General features: G+C 63.9%; 15 protein-coding genes and 1 tRNA gene. 9 read left to right on the forward strand and 7 right to left on the reverse strand.

From position 1 onward, the window contains the following. Positions 1 to 72: 72 nt before the first annotated feature. Positions 73 to 1263 carry a 2-methylaconitate cis-trans isomerase PrpF gene (prpF, locus tag ACNFIC_RS15180; RefSeq protein WP_138220875.1) on the forward strand — a complete coding sequence of 397 codons (1191 nt, stop codon included), beginning with the start codon at positions 73 to 75 and terminating at the stop codon, positions 1261 to 1263. Between the two features lie 255 nt (positions 1264 to 1518). Here the strand turns inward: prpF and acnB are convergent, their stop codons facing one another. After that, positions 1519 to 4128: a bifunctional aconitate hydratase 2/2-methylisocitrate dehydratase gene (gene acnB / locus ACNFIC_RS15185; RefSeq protein ID WP_138220982.1), complete on the reverse strand. Its 2610-nt coding sequence runs from the start codon at positions 4126 to 4128 to the stop codon at positions 1519 to 1521. 406 nt (positions 4129 to 4534) lie between these two features. Between acnB and ACNFIC_RS15190 the strand changes: the two genes are divergently transcribed. Beyond that, positions 4535 to 5014, forward strand: a complete 480-nt coding sequence (locus ACNFIC_RS15190; protein ID WP_138220874.1) for a DUF1289 domain-containing protein — start codon at positions 4535 to 4537, stop codon at positions 5012 to 5014. A 66-nt stretch (positions 5015 to 5080) separates the two neighbouring features. On the opposite strand, the gene queD is transcribed toward ACNFIC_RS15190, so the two are convergent. Continuing rightward, positions 5081 to 5437 carry a 6-carboxytetrahydropterin synthase QueD gene (gene queD / locus ACNFIC_RS15195; RefSeq protein WP_011533154.1) on the reverse strand — a complete coding sequence of 119 codons (357 nt, stop codon included), beginning with the start codon at positions 5435 to 5437 and terminating at the stop codon, positions 5081 to 5083. A 53-nt stretch (positions 5438 to 5490) separates the two neighbouring features. Continuing rightward, complete coding sequence (locus tag ACNFIC_RS15200) at positions 5491 to 6570, reverse strand: patatin-like phospholipase family protein (protein WP_138220873.1); 1080 nt, start codon at positions 6568 to 6570, stop codon at positions 5491 to 5493. 197 nt (positions 6571 to 6767) lie between these two features. Between ACNFIC_RS15200 and ACNFIC_RS15205 the strand changes: the two genes are divergently transcribed. From ACNFIC_RS15205 to ACNFIC_RS15225, 5 genes are all read left to right on the forward strand, one after another. Continuing rightward, positions 6768 to 7076, forward strand: a complete 309-nt coding sequence (locus ACNFIC_RS15205) for a PepSY domain-containing protein (RefSeq protein WP_138220872.1) — start codon at positions 6768 to 6770, stop codon at positions 7074 to 7076. Further along, positions 7076 to 7390, forward strand: a complete 315-nt coding sequence (locus ACNFIC_RS15210) for a PepSY domain-containing protein (RefSeq protein WP_416781312.1) — start codon at positions 7076 to 7078, stop codon at positions 7388 to 7390. Before ACNFIC_RS15205 ends, ACNFIC_RS15210 begins: the two co-directional genes overlap by 1 nt. Further along, positions 7391 to 8059 (forward strand): response regulator transcription factor, encoded by a 669-nt coding sequence (locus ACNFIC_RS15215; protein ID WP_138220870.1) that lies wholly within the window; start codon positions 7391 to 7393, stop codon positions 8057 to 8059. Then, entirely contained in the window at positions 8056 to 9375 is a 1320-nt protein-coding gene (locus tag ACNFIC_RS15220; RefSeq protein WP_416781313.1) for a sensor histidine kinase, read from the forward strand. Before ACNFIC_RS15215 ends, ACNFIC_RS15220 begins: the two co-directional genes overlap by 4 nt. Positions 9376 to 9624: 249 nt before the next feature. After that, positions 9625 to 10782, forward strand: coding sequence for an HPP family protein (locus ACNFIC_RS15225; RefSeq protein WP_416781314.1), 1158 nt, complete (start codon positions 9625 to 9627; stop codon positions 10780 to 10782). On the opposite strand, the gene ACNFIC_RS15230 is transcribed toward ACNFIC_RS15225, so the two are convergent. After that, positions 10756 to 11622: a LysR family transcriptional regulator gene (locus ACNFIC_RS15230; RefSeq protein WP_138220867.1), complete on the reverse strand. Its 867-nt coding sequence runs from the start codon at positions 11620 to 11622 to the stop codon at positions 10756 to 10758. The two genes, ACNFIC_RS15225 and ACNFIC_RS15230, sit on opposite strands and share 27 nt — an antisense overlap. 233 nt (positions 11623 to 11855) lie before the next feature. Between ACNFIC_RS15230 and ACNFIC_RS15235 the strand changes: the two genes are divergently transcribed. Next, the gene (locus ACNFIC_RS15235) at positions 11856 to 13745 is read left to right on the forward strand and encodes a propionyl-CoA synthetase (RefSeq protein WP_416781315.1); all 1890 of its coding nucleotides are present in this window, start codon (positions 11856 to 11858) and stop codon (positions 13743 to 13745) included. A 34-nt stretch (positions 13746 to 13779) separates the two neighbouring features. Here the strand turns inward: ACNFIC_RS15235 and zapE are convergent, their stop codons facing one another. Together zapE and ACNFIC_RS15245 are read right to left on the reverse strand one after the other, a co-directional pair. Next, on the reverse strand, positions 13780 to 14844 hold the full coding sequence (gene zapE, locus ACNFIC_RS15240) for a cell division protein ZapE (protein WP_416781316.1): 1065 nt from the start codon (positions 14842 to 14844) through the stop codon (positions 13780 to 13782). Between the two features lie 151 nt (positions 14845 to 14995). Then, positions 14996 to 15238 carry a hypothetical protein gene (locus tag ACNFIC_RS15245; RefSeq protein WP_138220865.1) on the reverse strand — a complete coding sequence of 81 codons (243 nt, stop codon included), beginning with the start codon at positions 15236 to 15238 and terminating at the stop codon, positions 14996 to 14998. A gap of 273 nt (positions 15239 to 15511) precedes the next feature. Here ACNFIC_RS15245 and ACNFIC_RS15250 point away from each other — a divergent pair. Continuing rightward, positions 15512 to 15586, forward strand: a tRNA-Gln gene (locus ACNFIC_RS15250). 56 nt (positions 15587 to 15642) lie between these two features. Here the strand turns inward: ACNFIC_RS15250 and ACNFIC_RS15255 are convergent. Continuing rightward, the gene (locus tag ACNFIC_RS15255; protein ID WP_416781317.1) at positions 15643 to 18036 is read right to left on the reverse strand and encodes a response regulator; all 2394 of its coding nucleotides are present in this window, start codon (positions 18034 to 18036) and stop codon (positions 15643 to 15645) included. Positions 18037 to 18044 lie beyond the last annotated feature (8 nt).

Below are 18044 nucleotides of genomic sequence, written 5' to 3' on the forward strand. Positions count from 1 at the left end.
ACTAGCGACATGGCCCCAGTGGGAGCAGGTTCGTCCGCGCCTGCTGGGCGCCGTGCAAGACGGGAATTGACCATGGCTCACGTTGCACAAATCCGAATCCCTGCCACCTACATGCGCGGTGGCACCAGCAAGGGTGTGTTCTTTCGTCTGCAAGACCTGCCTGAGGCCGCGCAAATCCCGGGGCCGGCCCGCGATGCGCTGTTGCTGCGGGTAATCGGCAGCCCCGACCCGTATGCCAAGCAGATCGATGGCATGGGCGGCGCGACGTCCAGCACCAGCAAGACGGTGATCGTCTCCTCCAGCATCAAGCCCGATCATGACGTCGACTACTTGTTCGGCCAGGTATCGATCGATACCGCGTTCGTCGACTGGAGTGGCAACTGCGGCAATCTGTCCGCTGCGGTGGGCTCATTCGCGATTGCCAACGGTCTGCTCGCGCCAGAGCGCGTGCCGCGCGACGGTATCGCCACGGTGCGGATCTGGCAGGCGAACATTGGCAAGACCATCATCGCGCATGTGCCGATCACCGACGGCCAGGTGCAGGAAACCGGCGATTTCGAGCTGGACGGCGTTACCTTTCCTGCTGCCGAGGTGCAGTTGGAGTTCCTCGACCCTGCGGCAGACGAAGAGGGCGGCGGTGGGGCGATGTTCCCCACTGGCCATCTGGTGGATGAGCTGCAAGTGCCGGGCATCGGTACGTTCAAGGCGACGTTGATCAATGCTGGCATCCCGACCATCTTCATCGATGCGGCAGACCTTGGCTACAGCGGCACCGAGCTGCAGGAGGCGATCAATGGCGACCCTGCGGCGCTGGCGCGGTTCGAGACCATTCGCGCATACGGTGCGCTGCGTATGGGCCTGATCGAGCACATCGACCAGGCGGCTGGGCGCCAGCACACGCCGAAGGTGGCGTTCGTCGCCAGGCCTGTGTCGTACACCGCTTCCAGCGGTAAGCCGGTCGCGGCAGAAGACGTGGACCTGCTGGTGCGTGCGTTGTCGATGGGTAAGCTGCATCACGCCATGATGGGCACGGCAGCGGTGGCCATTGGTACGGCGGCGGCGATTCCTGGAACGCTGGTCAACCTCGCGGCTGGGGGCGGTGAGCGCAGTGCGGTACGTTTCGGGCACCCATCGGGCACGCTGCGTGTCGGCGCGGCAGCGCAGCAGGTGGACGGTCAGTGGACGGTGACCAAGGCCATCATGAGCCGCAGCGCGCGGGTGTTGATGGAGGGGTGGGTGAGGGTGCCAGGCGACTGCTTCTAGGGGCGTGCCGGGGCGCCTTGTAGCCTCTGCTGAATCCATTCGCAGATCGTGCGTGCGGCTGAAGCCTCGGGCCGCTACGCGCCCCTTCGCGGCACGAGGCCGCTCCTACACCGGGGTCGTGCCAGAACTGCGCGATGCCCGAATCAACGCCGCCCTCCCAGCGATTCCAAGGCAAAAAAAAGAAGCCCCGGCTCTCACCGGGGCTTCTTCTTGCCGCTTGTAGCTTACGGCTTGTAGCTTACAGCTTGTCGCTGATTACGCCTGAACGACCGGGATCTTGGCGTTGGCCGCCGCTTCACGGAACTCGGCGATCTGGTCGAAGCTCAGGTAGCGGTAGACGTCGGCAGACATGCTGTCGATATCCTTGGCGTACTGCATGTACTCCTCGACGGTCGGCAGTTTGCCGATGATCGAAGCGACGGCAGCGAGTTCTGCCGAGGCCAGGTACACGTTGGTGGCATCGCCCAGACGGTTCGGGAAGTTACGGGTCGAGGTGGACACTACCGTGGAGCCGGTCTGCACACGTGCCTGGTTACCCATGCACAGCGAGCAGCCTGGCATTTCCATGCGCGCGCCAGCCTTGCCGTAGATGCCGTAGTAGCCTTCTTCGGTCAGCTGGTGGGCGTCCATCTTGGTTGGCGGTGCCAGCCACAGACGGGTCGGAATACCGCCCTTGACCTTTTCCAGCAGCTTGCCAGCGGCACGGAAGTGGCCGATGTTGGTCATGCACGAGCCGATGAACACTTCGTCGATCTTCTCGCCCTGTACCGAGGACAGCAGGCGGGCATCGTCCGGGTCGTTCGGTGCGCAGAGCACAGGCTCTTTGACTTCGGCCAGGTCGATCTCGATGATCTCGGCGTATTCGGCATCGGCGTCGGCCGACAGCAGCTCAGGCTTGGCCAGCCAAGCTTCCATCGCCTGGGCGCGGCGCTCCAGGGTGCGGGCATCGCCGTAGCCTTCGCCGATCATCCAGCGCAGGAGGGTGATGTTGGACTGGAGGTACTCGGCGATGGCCTTCTCTGGCAGCTTGATGGTGCAGCCAGCAGCGGAGCGTTCAGCCGACGCATCGGACAGCTCGAACGCTTGCTCGACGGTCAGGTCGTCCAGGCCTTCGATTTCCAGGATGCGGCCGGAGAAGGCGTTTTTCTTGCCTTTCTTCTCGACGGTCAGCAGGCCCTTCTGGATCGCGTAGTAAGGGATGGCATGGACCAGGTCACGCAGGGTGATGCCGGGTTGCAGCTTGCCCTTGAAGCGCACCAGGATCGACTCCGGCATGTCCAGCGGCATGACGCCGGTGGCTGCGGCGAAGGCGACCAGGCCGGAACCGGCCGGGAACGAGATGCCGATTGGGAAACGGGTGTGCGAGTCGCCACCAGTACCCACGGTGTCAGGCATCAGCATGCGGTTCAGCCAGCTGTGGATGATGCCGTCGCCTGGACGCAGCGACACGCCGCCACGGGTGCGGATGAAGTCTGGCAGGGTGTGGTGGGTGGTGACGTCGATCGGTTTTGGATAGGCCGCGGTGTGGCAGAACGACTGCATGACCAGGTCGGCGGAGAAGCCCAGGCACGCCAGGTCTTTCAGCTCGTCACGGGTCATCGGGCCAGTGGTGTCCTGGGAGCCGACGGTGGTCATCTTCGGCTCGCAGTAGGCACCTGGGCGCACGCCCTGGCCTTCTGGCAGGCCGCAGGCGCGACCGACCATTTTCTGCGCCAGGGTGAAGCCCTTGCCGCTGTCGGCAGGTTGCTCTGGCTTCTTGAACAGATCCGAAGCGCCCAGGCCCAGTTCGGCGCGGGCTTTTTCGGTCAGGCCACGGCCGACGATCAGCGGGATACGGCCGCCAGCGCGGACTTCGTCGAGCAGCACTTCGGTTTTCAGCTCGAACTGGGTGACCAGTTCGTCGCTGCCGTTGCGGCGTACTTCACCTTTGAATGGGTAGACGTCGATGATGTCGCCCATGGCCAGGTTGGTGCAGTCGAACTCGATCGGCAGGGCGCCGGCGTCTTCCATGGTGTTGTAGAAGATCGGGGCGATCTTGGTGCCGAAGCAGAAGCCACCGGCACGCTTGTTAGGTACGTACGGGATGTCGTCGCCGAAGAACCACAGCACCGAGTTGGTCGCCGATTTACGCGACGAACCAGTACCGACCACGTCACCGACATAGGCTACTGGGTAGCCTTTGGCCTTGACCGCTTCGATCTGGGCCAGCGGGCCGACCGAACCGGGTTGCGAAGGCTCGATGCCGTCACGGGCCATTTTCAGCATGGCCAGGGCGTGCAGCGGGATGTCAGGGCGCGACCAGGCGTCCGGTGCCGGCGACAGGTCGTCGGTGTTGGTTTCGCCCGGGACCTTGAACACGGCCAGGGTGTACTTCTCGGCGATGGCGGGACGCGAGGTGAACCATTCGCCCGCTGCCCAGGATTCCAGCACGGCCTTGGCGTGGGCGTTGCCGGCCTTGGCTTTTTCGGCGACATCGTGGAAGGCATCGAACATCAGCAGGGTGTGCTTGAGCTGCTCAGCCGCGACGGCGCCCAGGTTGGCGTCATCCAGCAGCGTTACCAGCGTTTCGATGTTGTAGCCGCCCTGCATGGTGCCCAGCAGCTCGGTGGCGCGCTTGGCGTCGATCAGCGGCGAGGTGGCTTCGCCCTTGGCCAGGGCAGAGAGGAAAGCGGCCTTGACGTAGGCAGCTTCGTCGACTCCAGGCGGAACACGGTGGGTGATCAGGTCTACGAGGAAGGCTTCTTCGCCGGCCGGCGGGTTTTTCAGCAGCTCGACCAGGCCTGCGGTTTGTTCGGCGTTAAGCGGCTGGGGCACGATACCCAGAGCGGCACGCTCTTCGATGTGTTTGCGGTAGGCTTCAAGCACAGTTATTACCCTCATCAGTGGTCCCTAAAGGGGGTCCGGGACGCTCATCCAGCATTCCATGCACCCATGCGCGGCGACGGCTTTGTGAGCCGCCCAACCAGGGTCGCAGAGAATCCTTACAGAAGCTGTTTTCAAAGTTTTACGCCTGTAGAACGGAAGGCTGATGAGGGGTTGGTGCGGGACATGCGCAAGGCCTGGCCCGAACCAACGCCGTTCTACCGGATGAACTGTGCTCGTGACGCTTTGAAAACAGCTTCCAACGGACATTGTTGCCTTGAAAAGGCGGAACGATTCTACGGCAAAAAAAGCCAGTTGGTAAGGCGGCGAACATGACTTTAACGGATGACCCTGGTTAGACAAAGGGCTAACATGGCGCGGTGTTCCGTTGTCAGACCGTTGTTCACCCATGTCCAACCAGTCCATCAAGACCCCTTGCGTCGGCCTGTGCTCCACCGTTTATGGAGACCTGGTGTGCCGTGGCTGCAAGCGTTTCCATCATGAAGTGATCCACTGGAACGGCTACGACGAGGAGCAGAAGCGCGCCGTCTGGTTGCGCCTGGAGCAGTTGCTGGTGCAGGTGATGATGGCCAAGCTCGAAGTGTTCGACAAAGCCTTGCTGCGCCAGCAGCTGGAGCAGCGCTCGATCCGTTTCGTCGGGCATCAGTCGGAATATTGCTGGGCCTACCAGCTGATCGCCCGTGGCGCGCGGATGATCCGCGAGCTGGAAGCCTACGGGATGGTGCTGCTGCCGGAGTTCCGTAATTGGGAGCTGCCGCAACTGCGAGACGCCATCGATCGGGAGTTTTTCTTGCTCTCGCAAGCGCACTATCAGCGCTATATCGCCCCGAGCTTTCTGCGTGATGCACTGGATCGCGGGCCGGATTGAGGCGTTGCGCCAAACGCAGCGCGCCTGTCGCGGGCAAGCCCGCGACAGGCGCGCTGAAAACCCGAATCAGTCGCCGGTGTACTCGCAGCCGCTGGTGCAGGTTTCGTGGATACGCACCTTCGACAGCTCCGGCAGCAGCGGCTTGACCTGTTCCCAGATCCACTTGGCAATGACTTCGCTGGTGGGGTTCTCCAGGCCAGGGATGTCGTTCAGGTAGTTGTGGTCCAGTTGCTCGTAGATCGGCTTGAAGATCGCCTTGATCTCCGAGAAATCGCGAATCCAGCCGGTGTGCGGGTCGAGCGGGCCGGTCAGGTGCAGGGCAACCTTGAACGAGTGGCCATGCAGGCGGCCGCACTTGTGGCCAGCCGGGACGTTGGGCAGGCGGTGGGCCGATTCGAAAGTAAATTCCTTGAAGATTTCCACGCTGTCATGACTCTGTGTGTAACGAAGTTGCGCGCAGTCTACCAGCATGCCCGCTACAAGGCTTGCAGGCGATCGTGCAACTGCCCGGTGGCAATCAATTCGAGCAGTTCGTCCCCCAGCCTGCGGCTCTCGGCGATGGCTTTGTACCAATAGCGCTTGCGGCTAGGTGCATCGCCCATGAAACGCTTGAAATCCTGGCGGTCGGGCAGCTTGCCGTAGGGCAGGGTGGCCAGGTACTGCGGCGAAGGCGTCATCAACAGCACGTTCTGCAGGCGCGTGGCATCGCCTCGGCGCCACGGCAGGGCCTTGTCGAACCAGCCGGGCACCACTTTGTCGGTGAAATGCGGGTACAGCACCAGGTCGTCGCCCAGGTAGGGTAGGTCGAGGTGGTAGTCCAGCAAGCCGCCGTCGCGGTAGGTGCCGGCGCCAGCGCCGGGAATGTCGCGCACCCCCTCCATGACCATCGGGATCGAGCCTGAGGCCAGCAGGGCATGGCGCAGATTGGCCAAGTCCAGTGGCAGGCAGCGTGACGGGAAGTCGGTGAGCGCTTGCAGGGGCGGTGCGGCCCGCCCATCGTGCAGGATAACCCGCTCGAAGTGCCGGGCCAGGTTGGCGCGACCTAGCAGGTTACTGGCCAGCACCGAACCCAGGCCCACCCCGAGCCGGCCACGGTGGTCGTGGGCCAGTTGGCCGTGGCTTTTGACCACCAGGATGTTCAGGCGGTAATGGGGGCTGGCGAGGATCTGCCCGTCGCGGCCTTGCAGCAGGTCGTCGAGCATGCGCTGGCAGCTCTGGCTGATCTCGCGCGGCGTGACACCCTTGGCGAAGTCCTGCTCGGTGTACAGCTCGCCGAGCCGGCGCAGGCCCGCCACAGGGTCGTCGAGGCAGGCACTGGCGAACCGCCAGGAGCCGATGGAGGCACCGATCAGCGCGCGTTGGCGCGGTGCCGACGGCAGCCATTCACCGAACAGCGCCAAGTCCAGGCCCTGGATGCCGAGGGGCTTGGGGCCGCCCGCAGCACCGGGTAGTACACCGACATCCTGCGCCTGCAAGCCACGCTCGCGGATTCGCTGCAAGGCGCGTTGGCCGGCCTTGAAGGTCAGCGCGGGGTATTTGATGTGGATGGCGCTCATGGCAGGTCCCTTGGGTAACAGGCCATGCAGTATAAAGGCAGATTGCCTTGGCGCACGGCGCGCAGCCGTGCCTGGGCTGGTTCAGGCTGTCTGCGCAGCTGCGCTATCATGGCGCCAGCTGTTTTCAGGTTGAGTTAAGCACGGCTGGTTAATCTTAACCCCGTAGACAACTTGCACCCCTGTGAAGGAGAGACCCCATGAAGACTTTGACTGCCCTGTTCACTGCCGCTGCCCTGACTTTCGGTGCCAACGCCGCCTTCGCCAAGGACGTGCAGCCCGATGAAGTGGTCAAGCTGGTGAACGCCAAGACCATCAAGTCGCTGGATGAACTCAAGGCCAGTGCCGTGGCCAAACACCCCGGCGCTAGCGTGACGGATTCGGAGCTGGAAAACGAATACGGTCGCTATATCTACAAGGTCGAACTGCGTGACGCGCAGAACGTCGAATGGGACGTCGACCTCGATGCCAAGACCGGCGAAGTACTGAAGGACGAGCGAGACAACTGATGACCGAGTTACCGCGAACGGCGCGCTACCTGGCCTTGGCCCTGCTGGCCGTCTGTTCGCTGGCCAGTGCCCGTGACCTGGACCAGGATGAAGCCCTGACGTTGCGCCAGAAGGGCGTCATCCTGCCGTTCGAGCACTTGCTCGACAGTGCCCTGGGGCGTTACCCCGGGGCGCGCTTGCTGGAGGCGGAGTTGGAAGAGAAGCATGGCCGCTACGAGTACGAAGTCGAGCTGCTCACGCCCCAGGGTGTCGTGCGCGAGATCAAGCTGGACGCCCGTACCGGTGCGTTGCTCAAAGACGAGGAAGACGACTGAATGCGCCTGTTGCTGGTCGAAGACAATGTGCCCCTGGCCGACGAACTGACCACCGCCCTGCAGCGCCAGGGCTATGCGGTGGACTGGCTGGCCGATGGCCGCGATGCGGTATACCAGGGCCAAAGCGAGCCTTACGACCTGATCATTCTCGACCTGGGGCTGCCGGGATTGCCCGGGCTCGAGGTGCTGACCCAGTGGCGTGCCGCGAACCTGGCAACCCCAGTGCTGATTCTCACTGCCCGGGGATCGTGGGCCGAGCGTATCGAAGGGCTCAAGGCGGGGGCCGATGACTACCTTACCAAGCCCTTTCACCCGGAAGAGCTGCAACTGCGTTTGCAGGCATTGTTACGCAGGGCCAAGGGTCTGGCCAACCAACCTAAGCTTGAGGCTGCGGGCCTGCATCTGGACGAATCGCGGCAGTGCGTGAGCCGTGAAGGGGTGGACATCCAGCTGACCGCCGCCGAGTTTCGCCTGTTGCGTTATTTCATGCTGCATCCAGGGCAAGTGCTGTCCAAGAGCCACCTGGCCGAACACCTCTACGACGGTGAAACCGAGCGCGATTCCAACGTGCTCGAAGTGCATGTCAACCACCTGCGCCGCAAGCTTGGCCGCAGCGTGATCGAGACCCGCCGTGGCCAGGGCTACGTGTACGCTGGGAGTCCTGCGTGAAGTCGATCCAGGCGCGTCTGAGCCTGGGCTTGGTAGCCGTGTTGGTGGTGGTGGGCCTGGGCTTGGCGCAACTGACGCTGTGGCTGTTCGAGGCCGGTCTGCAACGCTACCTGGAAACCGGCCTGCGCAAGGAAAGCGAGAACCTGCTGGTGGCGCTGGTGCGTGGCCCGGATGGCTTGCAACTGGACGAGCGACGGATCTCCTCGGCCTATCAACGGCCGTTCTCGGGCCACTACTTTCGCATCGATTTCGACAAGGGCACCTGGCGCTCGCGCTCGCTGTGGGATCTGGACATGCCCAAGCCACAACGCCCGGGCCTGGACGATGGCCACGAGCTAGGCCCAGAGGGCCAGCAACTGCTGGCTTATCGCGGAGACTACCGGCGTCTGGGCCAGGACATTTCCATCAGCGTGGCGCAGGACTATTCGCCGGTGCGTGACGGGTTCCGGCGCATGCAGCAGATTGGCCTGGGCCTGGGGCTGGTGGCGCTGGTGCTGGTGCTGGTGTTGCAGCGCATCACCGTGACCCGCTCGTTGCGTCCGCTGGAACGCGCGCGCCAGCAGATCGCCCAATTGCAGCAGGGCCAGCGCTCGCAGCTGGATGCCCAAGTGCCAGTGGAGCTGCAACCCTTGGTGGACCAGATCAACCATCTGCTGGCGCATACCGAGGACAGTTTGCGCCGTTCGCGTAACGCCTTGGGCAATCTGGGGCACGCCCTGAAAACGCCGCTGGCGGTGTTGTTGAGCCTGGCGGCGAGCGAGCGCCTGCAAGCGCTGCCCGAGGTGCAGGCGCAACTGCGCGAGCAGTTGGAGCAGATTCAGCAACGCCTGGCCCGTGAGCTAAATCGCGCGCGCCTGGCCGGCGACGCGCTACCGGGTGCGCAGTTCGACTGCGACGCCGAGTTGCCGGGTTTGCTGGCCACATTGGGGATGATCCATGGCGAAGGCTTGCTGCTGGCCCATGATGTGCCGCCTGGGTTGCTGTTGCCGTGGGACCGCGAAGATCTGCTGGAGCTTTTGGGCAACCTGTTGGACAACGCCTGCAAGTGGGCCGACAGCGAAGTGCGTATGGGGGTTGAATCGAATCCAGACGGTTATCGCCTGTGGGTCGATGACGATGGCCCAGGCATCCCCGAAGGCCAGCGTTTACAGGTGCTGGAGCGTGGCTCACGGCTGGACGAGCAGGTCGATGGTCACGGTCTGGGCCTGGGCATCGTGCGCGATATCGTCGAGGCCTGGGGCGGGCGCATGGCCTTGCTCGACAGTCCGCTGGGCGGTTTGCGGGTGAGTATCGAGTTGCCGCGCAGGCAGCGTTGATTGGGTACGCCCCTGTAGGCGAGGCATACAGGTCACGTCATCGACCCTGCAAAAAAATTGCACTTCAAACGCACTTTTTTGAATTAGCCCCCGTCCGGCCCGCCCGGCACAATCCCTACCCACGAAACCTGCGCGGTTTCCATCTCTCCATGGACGGAGCCCCTTGCGTTATTGCCTTGGCAATACAGGGCCCAGGCCGGTTGTGCTGGGCTTTTCTTTTTAATCAAACAGTCGACCCCGCTTAATTCGATGTCTGCCTCGCGTTATGAAAATCGCTTACAGCGCCTGCTGCCAGCACCGTTGAACATGCCTGCGAAAGAATGGCTGCGTGCCGGCGTTGGTGCGCTGGTTAGCCTGTTTCTGGCCGGTTACGTGTGCAGCCTGGCATTTGGTCCGGCCATCGCCCTGCATCTGCTCGGCCCATTGGCAGCCTCGGCGGTGCTGGTCTTTGCCGTTCACTCCGGCCCTCTGGCCCAGCCCTGGCCGGTGCTGGGCAGCTATGGCGTGGCCTGTGCCGTGGGGCTTGGCATGCGTCACGGCTTTGGCGATGGCGCCTGGGTGGCCGCCGCCGCGCTGGGCCTCAGCATCCTGGTGATGGGGCTGTTGCGCTGTCTGCATCCGCCTGGAGGCGGGGTGGCGGTGAGCGCCGTGTTGGCCGATCCGGGGCTGGTGGCCATGGGCGACCATCTGATCGAGCCTGTCATGCTCAATGCGCTGATACTGGTGATCGTGGCGGTGCTCTACAACCGCCTCACCGGGGTGCGCTACCCCAAAGGTGCGGCGCCACGCAAGACGCCCCATCACACCCATGATCCGCTGCCGGACGAGCGGGTCGGCATCCGCGGCGAGGACCTCGACCAAGCCCTGGAAGACATAGGCGAATTCGTCGACGTCACCCGCGACGAGTTGGAACGTATCATCCTGGCAACCGAGCAGCACGCGTTGCAACGCAGCCTGAACGGCATCACCGCCGCCTCCGTGATGTCCCGCGACGTGCAGTCGGTGACCCCGCGCACCACCCTCGAACAGGCCTGGAAGCTGCTCGCGGACCATCACCTGAAAAGCTTGCCGGTGCTTGAAGGCGGTCGTTTGGTCGGGGTGGTCGGGCTCGGCGATCTGATCGGCCCGGCCATGGCGCGTGGATGTTTCAGCTGGCGCGCGGTGCTACGGCGCAAGAGCGTGCGCCTGGAGCAGGTGATGAACCGGCAGGTGGTGAGTGTCAGTAGCCGCCACCCGCTGGAGCGCTTGCTACCGCTGTTGGGCGAGCAGGGCCAACACTGCCTGCCGGTCCTCGACGAGGGCCGGCTGGTGGGGGTAATTACCCAGACTGACCTGATTGCCGGCCTCAAGCGCCAGTTGCTCAGCGCCTCCGGGCAGGCCTCAGATCAGCGGGTCCCAGCGCTGTGACCAGTCGCTCTGGCCGGCCGCCACCAGCCGGCGTAGCACGCCGAAGGCCTGTTGCAGTGCTTCGCTGTCGCACTTGCGGGCGTACACCAGGAAGGTCGGGTAGGTGAATTCCGGGGCCTGCGGGACCCGTTCGAGCACCCCGCCTTGCAGGTAGCTTTGCACCACGCGCGTGCGGAAGTAGCCGCTGCCGCCTTGGTCGAGGATGAACTGCAACGCCAGCGGTCCGAGGTTGAAGCTCAGGGCCGGGCGCGACAGTTCGGGCAGGGCGGCGTCATGCTGGCGGCGGAAGGCCTCGCCCCAGTCGATGTAGATGTACGGCTCGGGTGCATCGGCGCGGCGGATGCGGATCAGCTTCTCCTCCATCAGCTGTTCCACTTGCAGCCCCGGCCCATAGGTGGGCTGGTACACCAGTGCTGCGTCGAGCAGGCCCATCTCCACCTTGCGCAGCAGTGATTCGCCGTCGCTGACCTCGCTGCGGATGGCGTGGCTGGGCAGCGCGTGGTGCAAGGCGCTGACCCAATCGAGCATCATCGGATTGCCCAGGCTCACCTCGCCGCCGACATGCAGCACCTGCTGACAACCCTGGGGCAGCGGCAGGTCGCGGCGCGCGGCTTCCCAGGTTTGTACCAGTTGGTTGGCATAGGTGATGAACGCTTCGCCGTCGCGGGTCAACGTCGCGCCGGTGCGGCTGCGCACGAACAGCTGGCAGCCCAGTTGCTGTTCCAGGCGCTGAACCCGTGCGGTAATGGCGGTTTGGGATACGAACAGGCGCTCGGCAGCGGCGGCCAGGCTGCCGCTGCGGATGATTTCCAGGAAGGTTCGGGCCTGATCGATGTCCATGTGCCTGCTCTGATGAGGGGAGGGGGCTCATTCTAGGGCGGATTGCACCGAAATGGGGCTTTGGATAGTCGGCCAGCCTGCTTGAGCGCGCCGAGTGCTTGAAGCTGTACCGGCGGATATACCCCTCGCAATTGTGCATAACCGTTACGACGTAAGTCCCATGGCGGCCCGGCCTCGGGCAGCCATACTCAAGGTCCGCCCTTCAATAACAACAAGTACCGGGTTGCGAACCAATGACCTATCAGCACAGCTACGCCCATTCCATTGCCGACCCAGCAGCCTTCTGGCAAGCCCAGGCCGATCAGTTGGCTTGGCAGCGCAAACCAACGCTCACCCTGCAACAGAACGCCGACGGCACTCACCGCTGGTTCGAAGACGGTCGCTTGAACACCTGCCACCTGGCCCTCGACCACCAGATCGAGCAGGGCCGTGGCGAGCAACTGGCGCTGATCTATGACTCCCCCGTGACGGGCACTCAGCAGACGTTCACCTATCATCAGCTGCGCGATGAAGTGGCGCGCCTGGCTGGGCTGCTGCGCGCACTCGGCGTGGGCAAGGGCGATGGGGTGATCATCTACATGCCCATGGTGCCCCAGGCCGCCATGGCCATGCTGGCCTGCGCGCGCATCGGCGCGGTGCATTCGGTGGTGTTCGGTGGCTTCGCGGCCAACGAGTTGGCGCTGCGCATCGACGATGCCCGTCCGGCATTGCTGCTCACGGCCTCTTGCGGGCTGGAGTTCGACCGGGTCATCGAATACAAGCCGCTGGTCGACCGCGCCTTGCAACTGGCTCGGCACCAACCTCGGCATGTGCTGGTGCTACAGCGGGCGCAAGCGTACGCATCGTTGCAGGCGGGTCGCGATCTGGACTGGCAGCAGGCGTTGGCCGGCGCCGAGCCGGTCGCGCCGGTGGCGCTGGCGGCGGGCGATCCGCTGTACATCATGTACACCTCCGGGACCACCGGCAAACCCAAGGGCATCGTGCGCGAGAATGGCGGCAACGCGGTCGCCTTGTGCTTTGCCATGCGGCATATCTACGGCATGCAGGCGGGCGATGTGTGGTGGGGCATCTCCGACGTGGGTTGGGTGGTCGGGCACTCGCTGATTGTCTACGGTCCACTGATGAGTGGCTGTACCACGGTGTTCTACGAAGGCAAGCCAATCCGCACCCCGGACGCCTCGGCGTACTGGCGGGTGGTGGAGCAGTACCAGGTCAATGCCTTGTTCTGCGCGCCCACCGCCATGCGCGCGATTCGCAAGGAAGACCCCGAGGGGGCATTGATCCGCCGCCACGACCTGGGGTCGTTGCGCCAACTGTTCCTGGCCGGTGAGAAGCTCGATTCCAGTACCCACGAATGGCTGGAACGGGTCACTGGCAAGCCGGTACACGACCACTGGTGGCAGACCGAGACCGGCTGGCCGGTCACCGCGCCGTGTGTTGGGCTGGAGGGCAGCGCGGCGCGAGCGGGGTCGAGCAACCGTGCAGTGCCGGGCTATCACGTGCAGGTCCTGGACGACGACGGCAAGTCGTTGGGGCCGAACCAGCAGGGCGCCATCGTCATCGCCTTGCCATTACCGCCAGGGTGCAGCCAGACCTTGTGGGGCGATCACCCGCGCTACCTGGAGGCCTACCTGCACAGCTATCCCGGCTACTACCACACCGGTGACGGCGGCTACCTGGACGACGACGGTTTCGTCTACATCATGGGGCGCACCGACGATGTGATCAATGTCTCTGGCCATCGCCTGTCCACCGGCGAGATGGAGGATCTGGTGGCACGCCACCCGGCTGTGGCCGAGTGCGCGGTGATTGGTGTGCACGATGACATCAAAGGCCAGGTGCCGCTGGCGCTGGTGGTGCTCAAGGACGGCCAGGGCATCGTTGAAACGCAACTGCAGGGCGAGTTGGTGGCCAGCGTGCGTGAGCACATCGGCGCCTTGGCCTGTTTCAATCGGGTCAGGCTGGTCAAGCGCCTGCCCAAGACCCGCTCGGGCAAGATCCTGCGGGCAGTCTTGCGCAAGATCGCCGATGGCCAGGACTACACGCCGCCTTCGACCTTGGACGACCCTGCGGTGCTGGGTGAAATCGAGGCGGTACTGGCGGATCTGCCCCGCGCAGGCTAGATGGCCACGGCCAACCCTTGGCCCAGTGCCGGGCTCAGGCCTGCGGCCCGATCTGATGCAGTTGCCCCAGCCGGCTACGGGTGCGCATCAGGTCGGCCAGTGGCCCATCGAGGCTGTCGGCCAGTGCACGCTTGCCGATCACCGTGACCTGTCGGTCCTGGTCGTACAGCACATCCACCAAGTTGACGAAGCGTTGCTGAGCGGCGAGCGAGCACTCGCCCAGGTCATCCAGCCCATCGATGACCCAGTGGCTGTAGCGCTCAGCCAGCACCAGATAGTCGATCACGGCGGTTGCTTGCTCGCACAGGTCGGTGAAGGCGAACATCACCTGTTCGCCGTCCTCGGCCAGCACGCGCAGCGGACGTTGGTTGATCTGCAGCACCTGCGCGTGCGGTGCAGGCAGGCGCAGGGCTTGGCGCTGCGCGGCATCGCCCGGCCAGACATAGTGTCCCTGGGTGAACCGCTGGTGCGCACGGTTGGCTGGCAGGCTGCGAAAGTCGGTATCGCCGCCTACTTCCAGGACCTGCATGCGTTCGTTGATCAGGCGGATCACCGGCAGGAAGCGTTCGTGGTACAGCGGATTGGGCAGCAGCCCCTCGGGGGCGTAGTTGGAGGTCACCAGCAGCAGGATGCCACGCGCGAACAGGGCATTGAACAGACGCGTCAGCAGCATGGCGTCGCCGATGTCGTGCACATGGAATTCGTCGAAGCACAGCACCCTGACCTCGCCCAACAGCTCGTCGAGGGTGGCGCCAAGGGCATCGTCCAGCCCCCGGTGGCGGTGCATGCCCTGGTGCAATCGGGCGAAGAAATCATGGAAGTGCAGGCGGCGCTTGTGGGGCTGCGTGACCGCCTCGAAGAAACCGTCGAGCAACCAGCTTTTACCGCGCCCCACCGCGCCGTACAGGTACAGGCTTGTTGCTTGACCCGCCTCCAGCGTAGCCAGCTGCTCGGCCATGGCCGCGATCACCCGGCACTGGCCCTCGCTCAGCGTGTAGCCGCGCTCGGCTGCGCGGGTCTGGAAGTGCGTCATCAACAGGCTGTCGTGCCGTGTTGGGGGGCGCCGGCGGCGTAACGTGGCGGGAATCCAGGTAGACAACGGATAGGCTCCTCAAGGGCACGGCAGGGCAGGGTGCAGCTTGCGCGAAGCGCGAGGTTTCGAGCAATCGGGATTGTGCCGCAGAGGTATCGTGAAATGCGATAGGTGCGTTGATCGCAGGCGTGCGCCTGCGATGGCGCTGAACGGCCCTTCAGTCTTTGCGCTCGAGACGGCGCTCGATCATGTACTTCACCGCCAGGCGCTTTTCTTTGAGGTGACGCAGGTCTTCGTCGACGAAATTGCCTGCCGAGATCGCCTCGGCAGCCAGGACCTGGTTGTCGATGTCGACGTATTCATCGAGCAGGCGGTCGAGTTGCGGGTCTTGTTGGCGGCGTTGCTGAACGATCTCGCGTGGGTAATGCAGGTCTTGGTAGAGGTCATGGGAAACTGGCATGGCGCCCTCCTTGTGATGCGCAGGTTAATAGGTCTACCTGTTTGGAAGGAGATATCGCGCAGGGGTTGAAGCGAAGCGGGAAAAAAACGACGAACGGTAAGCTGCACGCCAGGCCTTGAACTAACTTGCTGTTTTTCAGCATTTTTTTCAAAAAAAAGCTTTGCAGCCAAACGCAACGCTGGTAAAGTGCTGGCCATTGCTGCACAGCGACACACGAAGCTGGCAGTCAATAGTCAGATCAGCGGTTCATTCAGCAACCGCCACATCCGATACAGGGGCGTCGCCAAGCGGTAAGGCAGCAGGTTTTGATCCTGCCATGCGTTGGTTCGAATCCAGCCGCCCCTGCCATTACTCTCCAAGCCTATTCAAAACACCCCCTCCCAATCGCCTAATGGCGATTTTTTTCATTCTGCCCCGCGCTTTTCCATCAGTTCTGCCAACGCTTGGACCAAGGTGTCTTCGCTGGCGGGCTTCTGGATCACCAGGCTGTCTGGCAATTCCAGGCCCTGCAAGTCGGCATATCCGGTCAGGAACACCACGGGCAGGCGCGGGAAGCGTTCGCGGGCTGCCAGTGCCAGTTGCGCACCATTGAACTCAGGCATGGCAAAATCGGTGAGCAGCAATTCCACCTGTGCATCCAGCAAGGCCAGTGCCTGTTCGCCGCTGTGAGCCTGACGCACCTGATAGCCGCTGCGGCGCAGTACATCGCCGATCATTTCCCGCACCAGCGGGTCGTCGTCCACCAACAACACATTGCGTGCACGTGTATCGCGCGAGGGCGGGGCGCTTCGCACTTGCACGTTGGGCACGTCCGCTGCACGTTGGCGCACGGCAGGCAAGTACACGCTGACCTGGGTGCCGTGCCCTGGCGTGGTGTCGATGCGCACGCCGCCACCGGATTGTTTGGCAAAGCCGAACACCTGGGCCAAGCCCAGGCCTGAGCCCTTGCCGATGTCCTTGGTGGTGAAGAATGGCTCGAACACCTTGGCCAGCACCTCCTCGCTCATGCCGAAGCCGGTGTCGCGAATGCTCAGCACCACGTATTCGCCGGGTTCCGGGTCTTCGGGGCGGTGCGGGCAGTTGCTGACACGGGTGTTGCGGGTCGCCAGGGTCAGTTGTCCGCCGCCAGGCATGGCATCGCGGGCGTTGATCGCCAGGTTGAGAATGATCATCTCGGTCTGGGTGGGGTCGGTCAGTGCTTGCCAGAGGTCGTTGTCCAGGTCCAGGCGCACCGAAATACTGCCGCCCAAGGTGCGGCGCAACAGCTCTTCGAGGCCCGCCAGGGTGCTGTTGAGGTTCAGCGCTACCGGCTCCAGGCGCTGCTTGCGTGAGAAGGCCAGTAACTGCGCGGTGAGCTTGGCGCCCCGTTCACCCGCTTCGCGGATGTGCTGTAGGCGAGTGTGGGCCTTGTCCAACTTGCCTCTGTCCAGGTCGCGGGCAAGAAAACTGGCGCCGGTGAGGATCACTGTCAGCAGGTTGTTGAAGTCGTGGGCGACCCCGGCGGTGAGCTGGCCGACCGCCTCCAGGCGCTGCATTTGTTGCAGCGCAGCCTCGATGCGTTCGCGCTCGGCGATCTGTTCGCGCAGGCGATCGTTGGCTTCGGCCAGGTCCAGTACGGCCTCGCGCTCGCTGGTGATGTCACGTGCCACGACGTACAGCAGGTTCTCATCAGGCACCACCACCCAGGACAGCCAGCGCTGTTGGCCGCTGGCGTGCAGGATGCGGCCAATGAAGCGTGCACTGGTACGGCCCAGGGACAGCGCAGACAGCTCGGCCAGCAGCGCCTCCTGGTCCGCTTCGGGCAGCAGTTGCAACAGTGAGCTTTGCGTCAGGCGTTCGCGGGTGAAGCCCAGGGTGGCTTCCCAGGCGGGGTTCAGCGCCACGGGGGTGAGGTCTTTGTTGATCACGGCCAACAGGTCCTGGGACAGGTCCCAGGCGCGGTCGCGCTCGCGGGTACGGCGTACCACGCGTTCGCCGAGCATTTCGTTGAGCTGCTCCAGCGCGCGGGTAGCCTGGCGCTGCTGGTGGATGTCTTGCAGTACGCCGGAAAACCGCACGCAGCGGCCGTCGATGAACTGGCTCTGGCCGCTGGACAGCAGCCAGCGCGGCTCCAGGCCGCCGGGTGGGGCGCTGCGGAACTCGATGCGATACAAGCCGTCGCTGTCCGGGCGCATGGCCCGCTCGACGGCCTCGCGAACCTTGGCGCGGTCATCGGGGTAGATCCCGGCGTAGAACACATCAAGGTCTATCTCGGTATCGGGGGGCAGGCCGAACAGATTCTTGCAGCGGTCGTCCCAGACCAACAGGTCTTGTTCAGGGTGAAAATCCCAGGTGCCCATGCCGGCCGCATCAATGGCGATGCGTGCGCGAGCCTCGACCTGCGCCAGGGCTTCTTCGGCACGCCGACGGCGCTGGCGCTCATGCACTTCGGTCAGCGCCCGGCGCACGGCCTTGGGCAGCAGCGGCAAGTTCTTCTTGAGCACGTAGTCGGTGGCGCCCAGGCGGATCATCTCTACCGCGTGTTCTTCGCCGTAGATCCCGGAGAGGAAGATGAACGGCACATCCGGCGCCAGGCGCTGGGCGATGGCCAGCACGTCGGTGCCGGAGGAGCCTGGCAGTACGCAATCGCAGAGGATCAGGTCGAAGCGTTCGGTGGTGAGGGCGTGTTCGACACCGACATGCTCGAATACCAGTTTGGATACCACCTGCAAACCGCTGCGCTCAAGGCTCAGCAAGGTCAGTTCGGCGTCAAGGCTGCTGTCCTCGACCATCAGCAGGTGTAACGGCGTGTGCTGCATCGTGCGCC

This window comes from Pseudomonas sp. NY15463 (genome assembly GCF_048068415.1).
GTDB classification, from domain to species: Bacteria; Pseudomonadota; Gammaproteobacteria; order Pseudomonadales; family Pseudomonadaceae; genus Aquipseudomonas; species Aquipseudomonas mosselii_C.